The 15162-nt window shown below is 61.2% G+C and carries 14 protein-coding genes and 1 pseudogene; 11 read left to right on the top strand and 4 right to left on the bottom strand.

What is annotated here, in order from left to right; translation table 11 throughout:
- Positions 1–44: 44 nt before the first annotated feature.
- The 6 genes from BMY45_RS21705 to BMY45_RS21680 all read left to right on the top strand — a co-directional run bounded on the left by BMY45_RS21705 (position 45) and on the right by BMY45_RS21680 (position 6898).
- Positions 45–1046, top strand: coding sequence for a diguanylate cyclase domain-containing protein (locus BMY45_RS21705; RefSeq protein ID WP_092401301.1), 1002 nt, complete (start codon positions 45–47; stop codon positions 1044–1046).
- A 283-nt stretch (positions 1047–1329) separates the two neighbouring features.
- Positions 1330–2425 (top strand): peptide chain release factor 2 gene (gene prfB / locus BMY45_RS21700; RefSeq protein WP_107321555.1). Its coding sequence is split into 2 segments (ribosomal slippage): positions 1330–1401 and positions 1403–2425, totalling 1095 coding nucleotides; the frame shifts between segments, so codons are not numbered across the junction.
- Positions 2426–2534: 109 nt separating this feature from the next.
- Positions 2535–4037 (top strand): lysine--tRNA ligase, encoded by a 1503-nt coding sequence (gene lysS, locus BMY45_RS21695; protein WP_092401298.1) that lies wholly within the window; start codon positions 2535–2537, stop codon positions 4035–4037.
- Positions 4038–4139: 102 nt separating this feature from the next.
- The gene (locus BMY45_RS21690) at positions 4140–4856 is read left to right on the top strand and encodes a TetR/AcrR family transcriptional regulator (protein WP_092401296.1); all 717 of its coding nucleotides are present in this window, start codon (positions 4140–4142) and stop codon (positions 4854–4856) included.
- A gap of 170 nt (positions 4857–5026) precedes the next feature.
- Positions 5027–5581 carry a hypothetical protein gene (locus tag BMY45_RS21685; RefSeq protein WP_092401293.1) on the top strand — a complete coding sequence of 185 codons (555 nt, stop codon included), beginning with the start codon at positions 5027–5029 and terminating at the stop codon, positions 5579–5581.
- Between the two features lie 39 nt (positions 5582–5620).
- Positions 5621–6898 (top strand): flavohemoglobin expression-modulating QEGLA motif protein, encoded by a 1278-nt coding sequence (locus tag BMY45_RS21680; RefSeq protein ID WP_047227529.1) that lies wholly within the window; start codon positions 5621–5623, stop codon positions 6896–6898.
- Here BMY45_RS21680 and BMY45_RS28460 read toward each other — a convergent pair.
- A pseudogene (locus tag BMY45_RS28460) lies at positions 6897–7025 on the bottom strand (metal ABC transporter ATP-binding protein); the annotation flags it as partial. The gene BMY45_RS21680 and the pseudogene BMY45_RS28460 overlap by 2 nt on opposite strands.
- A 20-nt stretch (positions 7026–7045) precedes the next feature.
- Here BMY45_RS28460 and BMY45_RS21675 point away from each other — a divergent pair.
- Complete coding sequence (locus BMY45_RS21675; RefSeq protein WP_092401290.1) at positions 7046–7951, top strand: alpha/beta hydrolase; 906 nt, start codon at positions 7046–7048, stop codon at positions 7949–7951.
- Positions 7948–8277 carry a PA3694 family proteiin gene (locus BMY45_RS21670; RefSeq protein ID WP_047227531.1) on the top strand — a complete coding sequence of 110 codons (330 nt, stop codon included), beginning with the start codon at positions 7948–7950 and terminating at the stop codon, positions 8275–8277. The genes BMY45_RS21675 and BMY45_RS21670 overlap by 4 nt, the downstream gene beginning before the upstream one ends.
- A gap of 191 nt (positions 8278–8468) precedes the next feature.
- Here BMY45_RS21670 and BMY45_RS21665 read toward each other — a convergent pair whose 3' ends face one another.
- From BMY45_RS21665 to BMY45_RS21655, 3 genes are all read right to left on the bottom strand, one after another.
- Positions 8469–9257 (bottom strand): lipotoxin F family OmpA-related lipoprotein LptF, encoded by a 789-nt coding sequence (locus BMY45_RS21665; RefSeq protein ID WP_092401349.1) that lies wholly within the window; start codon positions 9255–9257, stop codon positions 8469–8471.
- Positions 9258–9308: 51 nt separating this feature from the next.
- Positions 9309–9722 (bottom strand): DUF4398 domain-containing protein, encoded by a 414-nt coding sequence (locus BMY45_RS21660; RefSeq protein ID WP_047227532.1) that lies wholly within the window; start codon positions 9720–9722, stop codon positions 9309–9311.
- A gap of 359 nt (positions 9723–10081) precedes the next feature.
- Positions 10082–10426 (bottom strand): pilin assembly protein, encoded by a 345-nt coding sequence (locus BMY45_RS21655; protein ID WP_092401287.1) that lies wholly within the window; start codon positions 10424–10426, stop codon positions 10082–10084.
- 189 nt (positions 10427–10615) lie between these two features.
- Between BMY45_RS21655 and ppc the strand changes: the two genes are divergently transcribed.
- The 3 genes from ppc (at position 10616) to tsaB (ending at position 14959) form a co-directional block, all read left to right on the top strand.
- Positions 10616–13246, top strand: coding sequence for a phosphoenolpyruvate carboxylase (ppc, locus tag BMY45_RS21650; protein WP_092401284.1), 2631 nt, complete (start codon positions 10616–10618; stop codon positions 13244–13246).
- Positions 13247–13536: 290 nt separating this feature from the next.
- Positions 13537–14187, top strand: a complete 651-nt coding sequence (gene adk / locus BMY45_RS21645; protein WP_047227535.1) for an adenylate kinase — start codon at positions 13537–13539, stop codon at positions 14185–14187.
- A gap of 94 nt (positions 14188–14281) precedes the next feature.
- Positions 14282–14959, top strand: coding sequence for a tRNA (adenosine(37)-N6)-threonylcarbamoyltransferase complex dimerization subunit type 1 TsaB (gene tsaB, locus BMY45_RS21640; RefSeq protein WP_092401281.1), 678 nt, complete (start codon positions 14282–14284; stop codon positions 14957–14959).
- Positions 14960–15162 lie beyond the last annotated feature (203 nt).

Below are 15162 nucleotides of genomic sequence, written 5' to 3'. Positions count from 1 at the left end.
GAACCCCGGCAACCTTGTCCACAGCCGTATTCAGGTGAGCTCCCATGAATGATTTACAACTCGACGATTTCAAGCGCGATGAGAATGCCGCCATGGTCTTGCTCGTCGACGACCAGGCGATGATCGGCGAGGCGGTGCGGCGCGGGCTGTCAAAGGAAGATAACATCGACTTCCATTTCTGCGCCGACCCACACCAGGCCATCGCCCAGGCGGTGCGCATCAAACCAACGGTGATTCTCCAGGACTTGGTGATGCCCGGTCTTGACGGCCTGAGCCTGGTGCGCGAATACCGTAACCATCCGGCGACCCGGGATATTCCGATCATTGTCCTGTCCACCAAGGAGGATCCGCTGGTCAAAAGCGCGGCGTTCGCCGCCGGGGCCAACGATTACCTGGTCAAGTTGCCGGACAACATCGAACTGGTGGCGCGCATTCGCTATCACTCGCGGTCCTACATGATGCTGCTGCAGCGCGATGCGGCCTATCGCGCCCTGCGGGTCAGCCAGCAGCAATTGCTCGACACCAATCTGGTGCTGCAGCGACTGATGAATTCCGACGGCCTGACCGGGTTGTCCAACCGCCGGCACTTCGATGAATACTTGGAGCTGGAGTGGAGAAGGGCGCTGCGGGACCAGTCCCAGCTATCGCTGTTGATGATCGACGTGGATTACTTCAAGTCCTTCAACGACAATTTCGGCCATTTGGAGGGGGACGAAGCCCTGCGCAAGGTCGCCACGGCGATCCGTGATGCGTGCAGTCGTCCGTCCGACCTGCCGGCCCGTTACGGCGGCGAGGAGTTCGCCCTGGTACTGCCCGGCACCTCGCCTGGCGGTGCCCGATTGATGGCCGAAAAGCTGCGCCAGAGCGTCGTGGCCCTGAACATCCCCCACATCACACCTCATGAGGGGGCGAACCTGACCGTCAGCGTTGGCGTCTCGACCTTCACGCCGCAACAAGGGGGCGATTGCCGGCAGCTGATTTCGGCGGCGGACAAGGGGTTGTACATGGCCAAGCACAATGGGCGTAATCGGGTGGGGATCGAATAGGCCTCGGCCTAGCAGAGGTTTCTTTATGGCAAAGGGATTTATTTGTGGCGAGGGGATTTATCCCCGCTGGCTGCGAAGCAGCCCTTGGTAGCCAACTCAATTTGCCTGGCACACCGAGTTGTCGGGTTTTAGGGCTGCTTCGCAGCTCAGCGGGGATAAATCCCCTCGCCACAGGTTAGGTGGCGGACTCATTACCCCTAAAGCCGCCAGGCGGGCTGCCGCTGGCGCTTGATTACGTTATACTCGCCGGCTTTCAAAAGTTCGCCAACGAGTGCTGCCCGCCATGGAAATCAACCCGATCCTGAACACCATCAAGGACCTGTCCGAGCGCTCCGAAACTATTCGGGGGTATCTTTGACTACGATCAAAAGCATGAGCGTCTGACCGAAGTCAATCGCGAGCTTGAAGATCCGAATGTCTGGAACAACCCGTCGTATGCCCAGGAGCTGGGCCGCGAGCGTGCCGCGCTGGCGCAGATCGTCGAGACCCTGGATGAAATGTCCAGCGGCCTGGCCGACTGCCGCGACCTGTTGGACATGGCTGTCGAAGAAAACGATGAAGGCGCCGTCGGTGATGTCGTCGCCGAGCTGACACGCCTCGAGGAGGCGTTGGCCAAGCTGGAATTCCGGCGCATGTTCAGTGGCGAGATGGACGCCAATAACGCCTACCTGGACATCCAGGCCGGTTCCGGCGGCACCGAAGCCCAGGACTGGGCCAACATCCTGCTGCGCATGTACTTGCGCTGGGCCGACAAACGCGGCTTCGACGCGACCATCATGGAACTGTCGGCCGGTGAAGTCGCCGGGATCAAGGGTGCCACCGTGCACATCAAGGGCGAATACGCCTTTGGCTGGCTGCGTACCGAAATCGGCGTGCATCGCCTGGTGCGCAAAAGTCCGTTCGACTCCGGTAACCGTCGTCACACGTCGTTCTCGGCGGTGTTCGTTTCGCCGGAAATCGATGACAACATTGAAATCGACATCAACCCGTCCGACCTGCGCATCGACACCTACCGTTCCTCCGGGGCCGGTGGCCAGCACGTTAACACCACGGATTCGGCCGTACGGATTACCCACGTACCGACCAACACCGTGGTCAGTTGCCAGAACGAACGCTCCCAGCACGCGAACAAGGACACCGCGATGAAAATGCTGCGGGCCCGTTTGTACGAGCAGGAAGTGCAGAAGCGCAACGCGGCGTCCCAGGCCCTGGAAGACACCAAGTCGGACATCGGCTGGGGTCACCAGATCCGTTCGTATGTACTTGACGCCTCGCGGATCAAGGACCTGCGCACCAGCATCGAACGCAGCGACTGCGACAAGGTGCTCGATGGCGACATCGACGAATACCTGATCGCCAGCCTCAAACAAGGGCTGTAACGCGACACCCATGCGGCGGGCAGGCACGCTTCCACCCAGGAGCGAGGCCTGGCCGCAAACTCCGGCCCGGGGCCGGGGGCAACGAACCTGTGATGGAAACCTTAAAGACATGAGCGACCTAGAACTCGACCCGCAAGCCCTGCAACAGGAAGAAAACTCCCTGATCGCCCTGCGCAAGGAAAAGCTTGCTGCCGAGCGCGCCAAGGGCCAGGCCTTCCCCAACGACTTCCGCCGCGACGCGTACTGCGACGTTCTGCAGAAGAAGTACGCGGACAAGACCAAGGAAGAGCTGGCCGAGGCCGCGATTCCCGTCAAGGTTGCCGGTCGTATCATGCTCAACCGTGGTTCTTTCATGGTGATCCAGGACATGACCGGGCGCATCCAGGTCTACGTCAACCGCAAGACCCTGCCGGAAGAAACCCTGGCCGCCGTCAAAACCTGGGACCTGGGCGACATCATTGCCGCCGAAGGCACCCTGGCCCGTTCCGGCAAGGGCGACCTGTACGTCGAAATGACCAGTGTGCGCCTGCTGACCAAGTCCCTGCGCCCACTGCCGGACAAGCACCACGGCCTGACCGACACCGAGCAACGCTATCGTCAGCGTTACGTCGACCTGATCGTCAACGAAGATGTGCGCCAGACCTTCCGCGTGCGCTCGCAGGTCATCGCTCACATCCGCAGCTTCCTGATGAAGCGTGACTTCCTCGAAGTCGAAACACCGATGCTGCAGACCATCCCCGGCGGTGCGGCGGCCAAGCCGTTCGAAACCCACCACAACGCCCTGGACATGGAAATGTTCCTGCGTATCGCGCCGGAGCTGTACCTCAAGCGCCTGGTTGTGGGTGGCTTCGAGAAGGTCTTCGAGATCAACCGCAACTTCCGTAACGAAGGCGTTTCGACCCGGCACAACCCCGAGTTCACCATGCTCGAGTTCTACCAGGCCTACGCCGACTACGAAGACAACATGGACCTGACCGAGGAGCTGTTCCGCGAGTTGGCGCAGTTGGTGCTCGGCACCACCGACGTGCCGTACGGCGACAAGGTGTTCCATTTCGGCGAACCGTTCGTGCGCCTGTCGGTGTTCGACTCGATCCTCAAGTACAACCCGGACATCACCGCGGCCGATCTGCAGGACATCGAAAAGGCCCGTGCCATCGCCAAGAAAGCCGGCGCCAAGGTGCTCGGCTTCGAGGGTCTGGGCAAGCTGCAAGTGATGATTTTCGAAGAGTTGGTCGAGCACAAGCTGGAGCAGCCGCACTTCATCACCCAGTACCCGTTCGAAGTGTCGCCGCTGGCCCGTCGCAACGACGAGAACCCAAGCGTGACCGACCGTTTCGAGCTGTTCATCGGTGGCCGCGAAATCGCCAACGCCTACTCCGAGCTCAATGACGCCGAAGATCAGGCAGAGCGTTTCATGGCCCAGGTGGCCGACAAGGACGCCGGCGATGACGAGGCCATGCACTACGATGCCGACTTCGTTCGCGCCCTTGAGTACGGCATGCCGCCGACGGCCGGCGAAGGCATCGGCATCGATCGCCTGGTGATGTTGCTGACCAACTCTCCGTCGATCCGGGATGTCATTCTTTTCCCGCACATGCGGCCCCAAGCGTAAGTGTTTCAATTAAAAAGCCGCCTCGAACAGGCGGCTTTTTATTGCCTGTCTGGTACAAACGTATCAATTGGTTACTTTTGAAATAGCGAGGAAAGACCTGTCGTGAATCGTGCAATGGCTCCAGAAGGTGCGGCGGGCGTCGCCACTGCTGTCGCTGAAAGTGTTCAGTACCAGGGTCGCAAGGCCAGCCGGCAGGGCAGTGAACAGCGTCGCCAGGAGATCCTCGACGCGGCCATGCGCATTGTGGTGCGCGATGGTGTGCGGGCGGTACGCCACCGCGCCGTGGCCGCCGAAGCGGGTGTGCCGCTGTCGGCCACGACGTATTACTTCAAGGACATCGATGACCTGCTGACCGATACCTTCGCCCAGTACGTGGAGCGCAGCGCGGCGTTCATGGCCAAGCTGTGGACCAACAACGAAGGCCTGCTGCGGGAGATGGTTGCCTACGGAGACGGCAGCGCCGAATCCCGCTCGCAACTGGCGGATGACATCGCCCGGATGACCGCCGACTACGTGCAGCATCAATTGCACAGCCGGCGCGAATACCTGATGGCGGAACAGGCTTTTCGCCAGGAAGCGCTGCTCAACCCGCGCCTGGCGGAGCTGGTGCGCTCCCACCAGCAGATCCTGTTGCACGGCACTTGTCAGTTTTTCCAGGTTTTGGGCTCGCGTGAACCCCAGCAGGATGCCAAAGTGTTGACGGCGATTATCGGACGGATGGAATATCAAGGCTTGCTCAATGGCGCCGAGCCGGTAGCGGCAGAAGAAATGCTCGGCATCCTGACCCGCTACATGCATCTGGTATTGGCGTCGGTGTAACCTTGGTGGAACACGCATTTGTGGCGAGGGGATTTATCCCCGTTGGGGCGCGCAGCGGCCCTACAACCAGACAACTCAGCGTGCCAGGAAAATTGAGTTGACAGCCTTTGGGTCTGCTGCGCAGCCCAGCGGGGATAAATCCCCTCGCCACATTTGCATAGGGAGTTCAAATGAAAGCCTGGCGTGCCGTTGTAATGGCCGTGTCGTTGCTGCTGCTCAGTGGCTGCCTGGTGTCCTTCAAGGCGCCGTTGCCCGACAGCGAAGCCGCGCCCCAAGGCCTGGTCGGCCACTGGACCAGCACCAACGCCTGGGGCGAGCCGCTCAACCTGGAGTTGGTCGAAGTGGGCCCGCGCCGTTATCAAGCCGTCACCTACTTCAGGGCCAGGCCTCTGGAGCGCGAAGCCATCCCGGTGACCGTCTCCCGTCACGGCAGCCGCTGGTATCTGTCGGCCAAGGTGCCGGCCCGCTTTGGGGGGCATTTCGTGATCGCCGGTTTTGAACTGACCGACAAGCAGGAACTGGTGATCTATAACCTGGATATGGATCAGATCAACCAGGCCATCGGCCAGAAGATTCTCAGCGGCCAGCCGAACCAGAGCGAAGAAGGTGACGGCGTGCTGGTGGACAGCGACATGAACACGGTTTTCCGTTACCTCGACGACCCGGCCAACTCCGATGTGTTCTCGGAGGCCGTGCGCTACCAGCGGTTGGTCAAATCCCAATAATTGTTGCAACAAGCGGACGTTTTTTCACAGGAGTTCCGGGTGGACGATTACCAGCAGACGATACGCACCTTGTCCGATCGCATTGTGCTGGCGCAAACGCCGATTCGCATTCTCGACGCAGTAAAGTGGGACGAAAGCATCCGCAAGGGTTTCCTCAAGGCCAAGGGCAAGGAAATGCCCGCCGTGGACCGCGACTATTACCTCAACCGGCCCCTGTCCTTCGATTCCAGCAAAGTGAAGCTGGAATTCCAGAACATCGAACGCGACATCACCCGTCAACTCGGGCAGTTCAACCCCGTCGGCCAGATCATGCGTCGCATGTGCAAGGAATACCGCATGGTGGTGCGCATGCTCGAAGCACGCGGCACCGAGGATTTCGGGCTGATCTCCCAGGAGCTGTACGGCGCCGCCTCCGATGCGTTCCATGCCGGTGATCCGACCCTGGCTGACCTGGGGCTGATGCTCTCCGATTACCTGAACAACATTGACGGCCGTGGCGACCTGAAGGATGAGCCGAAGATCCTGACCGCCCAGGACGCTGTCAGCCTGCTGCAGCATCGTCTCAACCGGGTCTTTGGCGAAGCCGAGGAAACCATCCGGGTGTTCGAGTCGGACGGGATCGTGGCCGATGCGGCGGCTGGTGCCGATTACATCAAGATTCGCACCGATGCGATGTTCAACGACCGTGACGTCCGGGCCCTGGAAGTCCATGAGGGCCTGGTGCACGTCGGCACCACCCTCAACGGCCTGAATCAGCCGATCTGCACCTTCCTGTCCAAGGGCCCGCCCTCGTCGACGGTGACCCAGGAAGGCCTGGCGATCCTGATGGAGATCATCACCTTCGCCTCTTACCCAAGTCGCCTGCGCAAGCTGACCAATCGCACCCGGGCCATTCACATGGTGGAGGAGGGGGCGGACTTTCTGCAGATATACGAGTTCTTCCGTGAGCAGGGCTTTGAGATGGGCGAAAGCTACGGCAACGCCAGCCGGGTTTTCCGGGGTTCGGTGCCGACCGGTCTGCCATTCACCAAAGACTTGTCCTACCTCAAGGGCTTCATCATGGTTTACAACTACATTCAGTTGGCCGTACGCAAAGGCAAGCTGGAACAGGTGCCGCTGTTGTTCTGCGGCAAAACCACCCTGGAAGACATGCGCACGATGCGCCAACTGGTGGACGAAGGCCTGGTCGTGCCACCCAAATACCTGCCGGAACAGTTCCGCGACATGAACGCGCTGTCGGCCTGGATGTGTTTCTCCAACTTCCTGAACCACCTGAGCCTGGACCGGATCGAAGCGGATTATTCCAATATCCTTTGAGCACAACACCGTCCAATTGTGGGAGCGGGCTTGCTCGCGAAAGCGGAGGGTCAGATAACGATGATGTCGACTGACCCACCGCTTTCGCGAGCAAGCCCGCTCCCACAGGGGACGGTGTTTCATTTATTTTTTGCGAGGTTTCACCGGATGCGAACCCTCGGCATCATTTGCCTTTTACTGTCTCTGAGCGGGTGCAGCTCGCTGCTGTTCTACCCCGAACGCGGCCTGCCTTTTACCCCCGAGCGGGCCAAACTCGAGTATCGCGACGTCACCTTGACCACGGCCGACGGTCTCAGGCTCCACGGCTGGTGGTTGCCGGTCAAACAAGGGGTGGAGGTTAAGGGCACCGTCCTGCACTTGCACGGTAACGGCGGCAACCTGGCCTGGCATCTGGGGGGGAGTTGGTGGTTGCCCGAGCAGGGTTATCAGGTATTGATGGTGGATTACCGCGGTTATGGCCGGTCCGAAGGCGAGCCGAGCCTGCCGGCGATCTATCAGGACATCGACGCGGCGTTCAAATGGCTCGACCAGGCGCCTGAGGTTCAAGGCAAGCCGCTGGTGCTGCTCGGCCAGAGCCTGGGCGGTGCGCTGGCGGTGCATTATCTGGCCGATCATCCCGAGCGTCAGCCGCAACTCAAGGCCTTGGTGCTCGATGGCGTGCCCGCCAGTTATCGCGACGTAGGGCGTTTCGCCCTGAGCACGTCCTGGCTGACCTGGGCCTTGCAAGTGCCGCTGTCCTGGCTGGTGCCCGACGGTGACAGTGCAATCGGTTCGGTGGCGCAATTGAAGGGCGTGCCGAAATTGATCTACCACAGCCTCGATGATCCCATCGTGCCTCTTTCCAACGGCATCCGTCTGTATCAAGCTGCGCCGCCGCCCCGGGTCCTGCAACTGACTCGCGGTGGGCATGTGCAGACATTCGCCGACCCGGTCTGGCGAACGGTGATGCTGCGCTATCTCGACGACCCCTGGCACTTCGACGGCTTGCGCCGCCTGGGCGAGATCCCGAATTATCCGAAATCATCCGTTGAATCTTCAGAGAGCCCGCAATGAGCGAAGAACGTAACGCCATCCCCCTGATCATCACCGGTATCTGCAGCATCCTCGGCACCGTCGCGGTGCTCTGGTACTACGGCTACCTGCACTTCGCCAAGCCCGAGGATGCGTTGCTGCTCAACGAGTTCACTATGCTCAAGACTGTGCCGGGTGAAGACTACAAAGTCGCTCTGGAACCGGCCCCACAGGTCGCCCAGTGCATCGATGGTGTGCTGGTGCTGTTCGACACCGAACAGAAAGGCCTGACCGGCGTGCTGATCAACGAGAAGAAGCGGGCGGTGCGGTGCATGGGGCAGGAGACGCCGCAGAAGCTTGAGCCGTGAGCTATTCCTAAGGGCGCCGGCAATCCCCTGTGGGAGCGGGCTTGCTCGCGAAGGCGTCGGATCAGTTACCTATCTGGAGACTGACACACCGCTTTCGCGAGCAAGCCCGCTCCCACAGGGGGAATGTGTATAGCCAATGAAAAGCCCCGCCTGATTCACTCAGGCGGGGCTTTTCAGTTGCAGTCAGCCGATCAGTTGGCGCTCATGGTCGAGCGCGGGGCGACGGGTTGGTTGTCGTTGGAGATGGTCACCTCCACCCGACGGTTCATGGCACGGCCCGAGACGCTGGTGTTGTCCGCCACCGGGAATTCCTTGCCGTAACCCTGGGTCACGATGCGGGATTGGTCTACGCCCATTTTTACCAGCTCGCGTTGTACGGAAGCGGCGCGGCGCTCGGACAGCGACTGGTTGTAGGCGTCCGAACCGGTGCTGTCGGTGTAGCCTTCGATGATCACTTTACGATCGGGGTTTTCCTGGAGGAACTGGGCCAGTTTATTCACGTTGACCAGGCCGCTGGAACGCAGCTCGGACTTGTTGGTGGCGAACAGCACGTCACCGAAAGTCACCAGCGTGCCGCGTTCGGTCTGCTTGGCGTTGAGGCTGTCTTGCAGTTGCTTGATCTGCGCATTCCGCGCTTCGAGCAGAGCACGGGCGCGTTCGTCGCCGGCGTTTTTCAGTTCGGCCTCGGCATTGCGCAGGGCGATGGTCTGCTTGGCCACTTCCACGCGCTGGTTGGTCAGATAGGCCAGTTGGTCCACCTTGGCTTCGTCTTCCTTGTCCATGTAAGCCTTGTCGGCTTTGGCCAGGAAGTCGGCGGCGTCCTTGGTTTCCAGAGCGGCAACCTTGGTCGCGGCCGGGTCGGCCTGCAGACCGTTGTAGTTGGTACGGGCCTGTTCCAGGTTCACGTTCGGATCTGTGGAACACGCGGCCAGCGAGACGCAGGCGGCCAGCAGGGCGGGGATCATCAAGTGTTTGTGCATCATAGTCTGTCGTCCTTTTATCAATGAGAAGTACGTCGCGGCGTGAACGGCTTACTGAAGCTTGTTCATGCCTTCCTGACGCAGTTCCTGAACCCCTTTCTGGGAGTCCTTGAGAGCCTGTTCGGCCTTGGCGGCCTGGGCCTTGCGCTCAGCGACACGGGCGTCCCACTCGGCCTGCTCGGCCAGACGCTTGGCTTCTTCGTAGTTCTTGTCGTGCATCGCGATCTCGGCCTGCTTGAGCTTGTCCTGGGCCGACTTCATTTCCACGGCGGCGAATTCGGTACCGCCGGCGCTGACGGCGCTGTTGACCGCCGATTGGGTCACCGCGTACTGCTCCGAAGGCGGGTTGCCGGCGCAACCGGCGAGAATGAAGCTGCTACCGATAGCCAGGGCAGCCAACTTCAGGCCGCGCAGGCCAGTGGATGAGGGTTTGGCAGTGCAGGTATTCATAGGCTTCAACTCCATTGGAAAACTCCTGAAAAAACTACAGATCCATGCTGGGACCGAAGCCGGGACGTCTGTTTCGGCGCTGGCGCCGGGGCACGTTTATTTAAACGACCGTTCCAGTATGGTTACTCGGTGTGACCTGAGGCGTTTTTCAAAAGTTCAGCGAGGATGGCCAATCGCCAAAAGTTTTACTGACTGATCGGTCAGCGCCAAAAAAGCTGAACTTTCAAGGCGCGCAGCGGTATTCCCAGCCTTTCCCGAGCATGTTTATTTTTGGCGTATACCTGTAGGAGCTGCCGCAGGCTGCGATCTTTTGATCTTCGGCTGGAGAACTGAAAAAGATCGCAGCCTTCGGCAGCTCCTACGCAAGAGGTGTATCAGTGTTTGGCTTTGTCGTTGCGCGAGGAGAGTTCGTGCAGATGACGGCGGGACAGGGCGAGAAATCGCGGGGTCGGGCCGACGTCTTCGTACAGCGGGTCACCTTCTTCATCGGTGGCCACCACTTGCGAACCCTTGATGTAAGGGAAGCTGGCTTCCAGTTCTTCCAGCGCCGCCCCGATCAATTCGCCCAGCAGTTCCTCGGGTTGGCGCTTGGGGTACATCTCGCAGATCGCCGCCAGGCGCGCGGCGGCCTCCACGTCCAGATGAATGGTGTAGCCGGTCTGAGTCAGGCGACCCTTGGCATTTTCTTCCCAATGCTGGGCGAGCTCACGGATTTTCATGATGGCCTCAATAGCCCGCGGATGGCAGGCGCGCAGAGTGACAAGCCTTTGTGTGGCTTATCCATGAGACTAGCTTTGTCCGACAAGGTTTAAAGTCTCTTCGTCGCTTGTCATAAACGACTTGCGTCGGCACTCTCTCTTGATCGTGTAACCCAAGAGCTGTCCGGACCTTTTGCTGGAGAACTGCTGATGACCGATATCGATGCACGCTTGCGCGAGGATGTTCACCTGCTCGGCGAGCTGCTGGGCAACACCATCCGCGAACAGTACGGGGACAGGTTTCTCGACAAGATCGAGCAGATCCGCAAGGGCGCCAAGGCCGATCGACGCGGCTCCATGGACGCCGAACTCAGTGCCAGCCTCAATCAGTTGGGCGAGGACGAACTGCTGCCGGTGGCGCGGGCGTTCAATCAGTTCCTCAACCTGGCCAACATCGCCGAGCAATACCAACTTATCCACCGGCGCGAAGAGTCCAAGCCGGCACCGTTCGAGGCGCGGGTGTTGCCCGAACTGCTTGCTCGGTTGCGGGCCGAGGGCCATGGCGCCGAGTCCCTGGCGCGGCAATTGGGACGGCTGGAAATCGAGCTGGTGCTCACCGCCCACCCCACGGAAGTGGCCCGGCGCACGCTGATCCAGAAATACGATGCCATCGCCGCGCAACTGGCGGCCCAGGACCACCGCGATCTCACCAGCGCCGAGCGCGCGCAGATCCACGAGCGTCTGCAACGGCTGATCGCCGAAGCCTGGCACACCGAAGAAATACGCCGCACCCGGCCGACCCCGGTGGACGAGGCCAAGTGGGGCTTTGCGGTGATCGAGCATTCGCTGTGGCAGGCCATTCCCAATTACCTGCGCAAGGCCGATCAGGCCCTGCATGCCGCCACCGGCTTGCGCCTGCCGCTGGAGGCTGCACCGATCCGCTTTGCCTCGTGGATGGGCGGCGACCGGGATGGCAACCCCAATGTCACCGCTGCGGTGACCCGCGAAGTGCTGTTGCTGGCACGGTGGATGGCGGCGGATCTGTACCTGCGCGACGTTGACCACCTGGCGGCTGAGCTGTCCATGCAAAAAGCCAGCGAGGCTTTGCGCGCCCAGGCCGGTGACAGCGCGGAACCCTACCGTGCCGTGCTCAAGCAATTGCGTGAACGCCTGCGCGCCACGCGCAATTGGGCCCAGGCATCCCTGAAAGTCACCACCCCAGCCTCTGCCGATGTGTTGCAGAACAATCGCGAACTGCTGGACCCGCTGGAGCTTTGCTACCAGTCCCTGCACGAGTGCGGCATGGGCGTGATCGCCGACGGGCCGCTGCTCGACTGCTTGCGCCGGGCCGTGACATTCGGGTTGTTCCTGGTGCGGCTCGATGTGCGCCAGGACTCCACGCGCCACAGCGCAGCCATGACTGAAATCACTGACTACCTGGGCCTGGGCCGCTATGAGGACTGGAGCGAGGAGCAGCGCATCGGCTTTTTGCTGGAGGAGCTGAACAACCGGCGTCCGCTGCTGCCCGCCCATTTCAAACCGTCGGCCGATACGGCGGAAGTCCTGGCCACGTGCCGGGAAGTGGCGGCGGCGCCGGCGGCGTCCCTGGGCTCGTACGTGATCTCGATGGCGGGGGCTGCTTCCGATGTGCTCGCGGTGCAGCTCTTGTTGAAAGAGGCCGGCGTGTTGCGACCCATGCGGGTGGTGCCGCTGTTCGAGACCCTGGCCGACCTGGACAACGCTGGGCCGGTGATCGAGCAACTGTTGCTGTTGCCGGGCTATCGCTCACGGCTGCAAGGGCCTCAGGAGGTGATGATCGGCTATTCCGATTCGGCCAAGGATGCCGGCACGACAGCGGCGGCCTGGGCACAGTATCGGGCCCAGGAACGGCTGGTGGACATTTGTCGCGAACAGCAAGTCGAACTGTTGTTGTTCCATGGCCGCGGAGGCACTGTGGGGCGTGGCGGCGGTCCGGCTCACGCGGCGATTCTGTCGCAACCGCCGGGTTCGGTGGCCGGGCGGTTCCGTACCACTGAGCAGGGTGAAATGATTCGTTTCAAATTTGGCCTGCCGGACATCGCCGAACAGAATCTCAATCTGTACCTCGCCGCAGTGTTGGAAGCGACACTGCTGCCACCGCCGCCGCCCACACCTCAGTGGCGTCATCTGATGGATGAACTGGCTGCCGACGGGGTCAAGGCTTATCGCGCCGTGGTGCGGGAAAATCCGCAATTCGTCGAGTATTTCCGCCAGTCCACACCGGAGCAGGAACTCGGCCGTCTGCCGCTGGGCAGCCGCCCGGCCAAGCGCCGGGCCGGAGGCATCGAAAGCCTGCGGGCGATCCCATGGATCTTCGGCTGGACCCAGACGCGCCTGATGTTGCCGGCCTGGCTCGGTTGGGAGACCGCCCTGAGCAAGGCGCTGGCGCGCGGCGAGGGCGAGTTGCTGGGGCAGATGCGCGAGCAATGGCCGTTTTTCCGCACCCGCATCGACATGCTGGAGATGGTGCTGGCCAAGGCCGACGCGGACATCGCGCGCTCCTACGATGAACGTTTGGTCGAACCTGTGTTGCTACCGTTGGGCGAGCATTTACGCGACCTATTGTCGCAGGCGTGCTCGGTGGTCCTGGGGTTGACTGGCCAGTCGCAGCTACTGGCACATAGCCCTGACACCCTGGAATTCATTCGCCTGCGCAACACCTACCTGGACCCCTTGCACCTGTTGCAGGCTGAACTGCTCGCCCGCTCGCGGCAGCAGGACGTTGCCCAGGGCAGCCCCGTGGAACAGGCGCTTCTGGTGTCTGTGGCGGGGATTGCCGCCGGTTTGCGCAACACCGGCTAAGGTTAAGCAGCGTACCGAAACGGCCCGTCCGGTATCCCCCAAACGGGGGCCGGGTGGGCAGGGAGGAGGTCGGGTGGGCGACAGTTTGTTGTCCGGTTGCGACGATCGCCACCTCCTCCAAAGGTCGCGTCGGGCGCGGGTTCCTTCGACTTTCGGCGGCTTGTGTGGGTCGGGCCTGCTGTGTATCTTGATCAGCCTTTGGCCGTTTGGGCGGTCACGATCCTGTTTTCCGAGATTGGCCCCACGAGGCGAATCCGAGCGTTTACATAAAAAAATTGAGGAGCACATCGATGCGCGTCATTCTGCTGGGAGCTCCCGGGGCCGGTAAAGGTACTCAGGCAAAGTTCATCACCGAAAAATTCGGTATCCCGCAAATCTCCACTGGCGACATGCTGCGTGCCGCGGTCAAGGCCGGCACCGAGCTGGGTGTCAAGGCCAAGAGCATCATGGATGCCGGCGGCCTGGTGTCGGATGACCTGATCATCGCGCTGGTCCAGGATCGTATCGCTCAAGCCGATTGCGCCAACGGCTTCCTGTTCGACGGTTTCCCGCGCACCATTCCGCAGGCCGAAGCCTTGGTTACGGCTGGCGTGGAGCTGGACCACGTTGTCGAAATCGCCGTCGACGACGAGGAGATCGTTCAACGCATTGCCGGTCGTCGTGTCCACGAGCCGTCCGGCCGTGTCTATCACACCGTTTATAACCCGCCGAAACTCGCTGGCAAGGACGACATCACCGGTGAAGCACTGGTGCAGCGCAAGGACGATACCGAAGAAACCGTGCGCCATCGCCTGTCGGTCTACCACTCCCAGACCAAGCCGCTGGTGGAGTTCTACCAGAAGCTGTCCGCCAAGACCCAGGGCAAGCCCAAGTACAGCTACATCGCGGGGGTTGGTTCGGTTGAAGCGATCACCGGCAAGGTGCTTGAAGCACTGAGCTGAAAAGTCTGCTGTGCAGCAACCAACTACGGCCCGCTTGCGGGCCGTAGTTGTTTATACTGGCGCACTTTTTCCCATCTGATTTACGGACACACCGATGAGCACCTTGCTGGCCCTGGATACCGCGACTGAAGCTTGTTCCGTTGCCTTGCTGCACGACGGCAAGGTCACGAGCCATTACGAGGTGATCCCGCGCTTGCACGCCCAGAAGCTGCTGCCGATGATCCAGCAATTGCTCAGCGATGCCGGCACCACTTTGCAGGCTGTGGATGCGATTGCCTTTGGTCGTGGGCCGGGAGCGTTTACCGGCGTGCGCATCGCCGTCGGCGTGGTGCAGGGCCTGGCGTTTGCCCTGGAGCGACCGGTGTTGCCGGTGTCCAACCTGGCGGTACTCGCCCAGCGCGCCTTGCGTGAACAGGGCGTCAGCCAGGTCGCGGCGGCCATTGATGCGCGCATGGACGAGGTGTATTGGGGCTGCTACCGCGAAACCGATGGTGAGATGCGCCTGGTGGGCGTCGAAGCGGTACTCCCCCCCGAAGCGGCGGCTTTGCCTGCCGACGCCAGCGGCGACTGGTTCGGCGCCGGTACCGGTTGGGGCTACGGCGAGCGGATTGCCGTCCCCCTGAGCGGCCAGGACGCCTCGATGCTGCCCCATGCCGAAGACCTGCTGACCCTGGCCCGCTTCGCCTGGGAGCGCGGCGAAGCCATCCCGGCCGACGATGCCCAACCGGTGTATCTGCGGGACAAGGTTGCAACACCCAAATCCGAACGGTAAACCCAGGCTGAACCGAACTCCCCAGTGGGCAGCGTTGTAGGAGCTGCCGAAGGCTGCGATCTTTCCATTGACACTTGAATCCTAAGTGCAAAATCAAAGATCAAAAGATCGCAGGCTTCGCCAGCTCCTACACTCAGTCGTGTTGAATTCTTTTGTCAAAAAAGTTATTTCCCCACCCCAAAGTCACACCCAATATTACCAGT

Origin of the sequence: Pseudomonas sp. NFACC39-1 (genome assembly GCF_900110355.1) — a bacterium.
GTDB classification, from domain to species: domain Bacteria; phylum Pseudomonadota; class Gammaproteobacteria; order Pseudomonadales; family Pseudomonadaceae; genus Aquipseudomonas; species Aquipseudomonas tehranensis.
The sequence above is the reverse complement of the archived record's forward strand: the minus strand, read 5'-3'. Positions and strand labels throughout refer to the sequence as shown.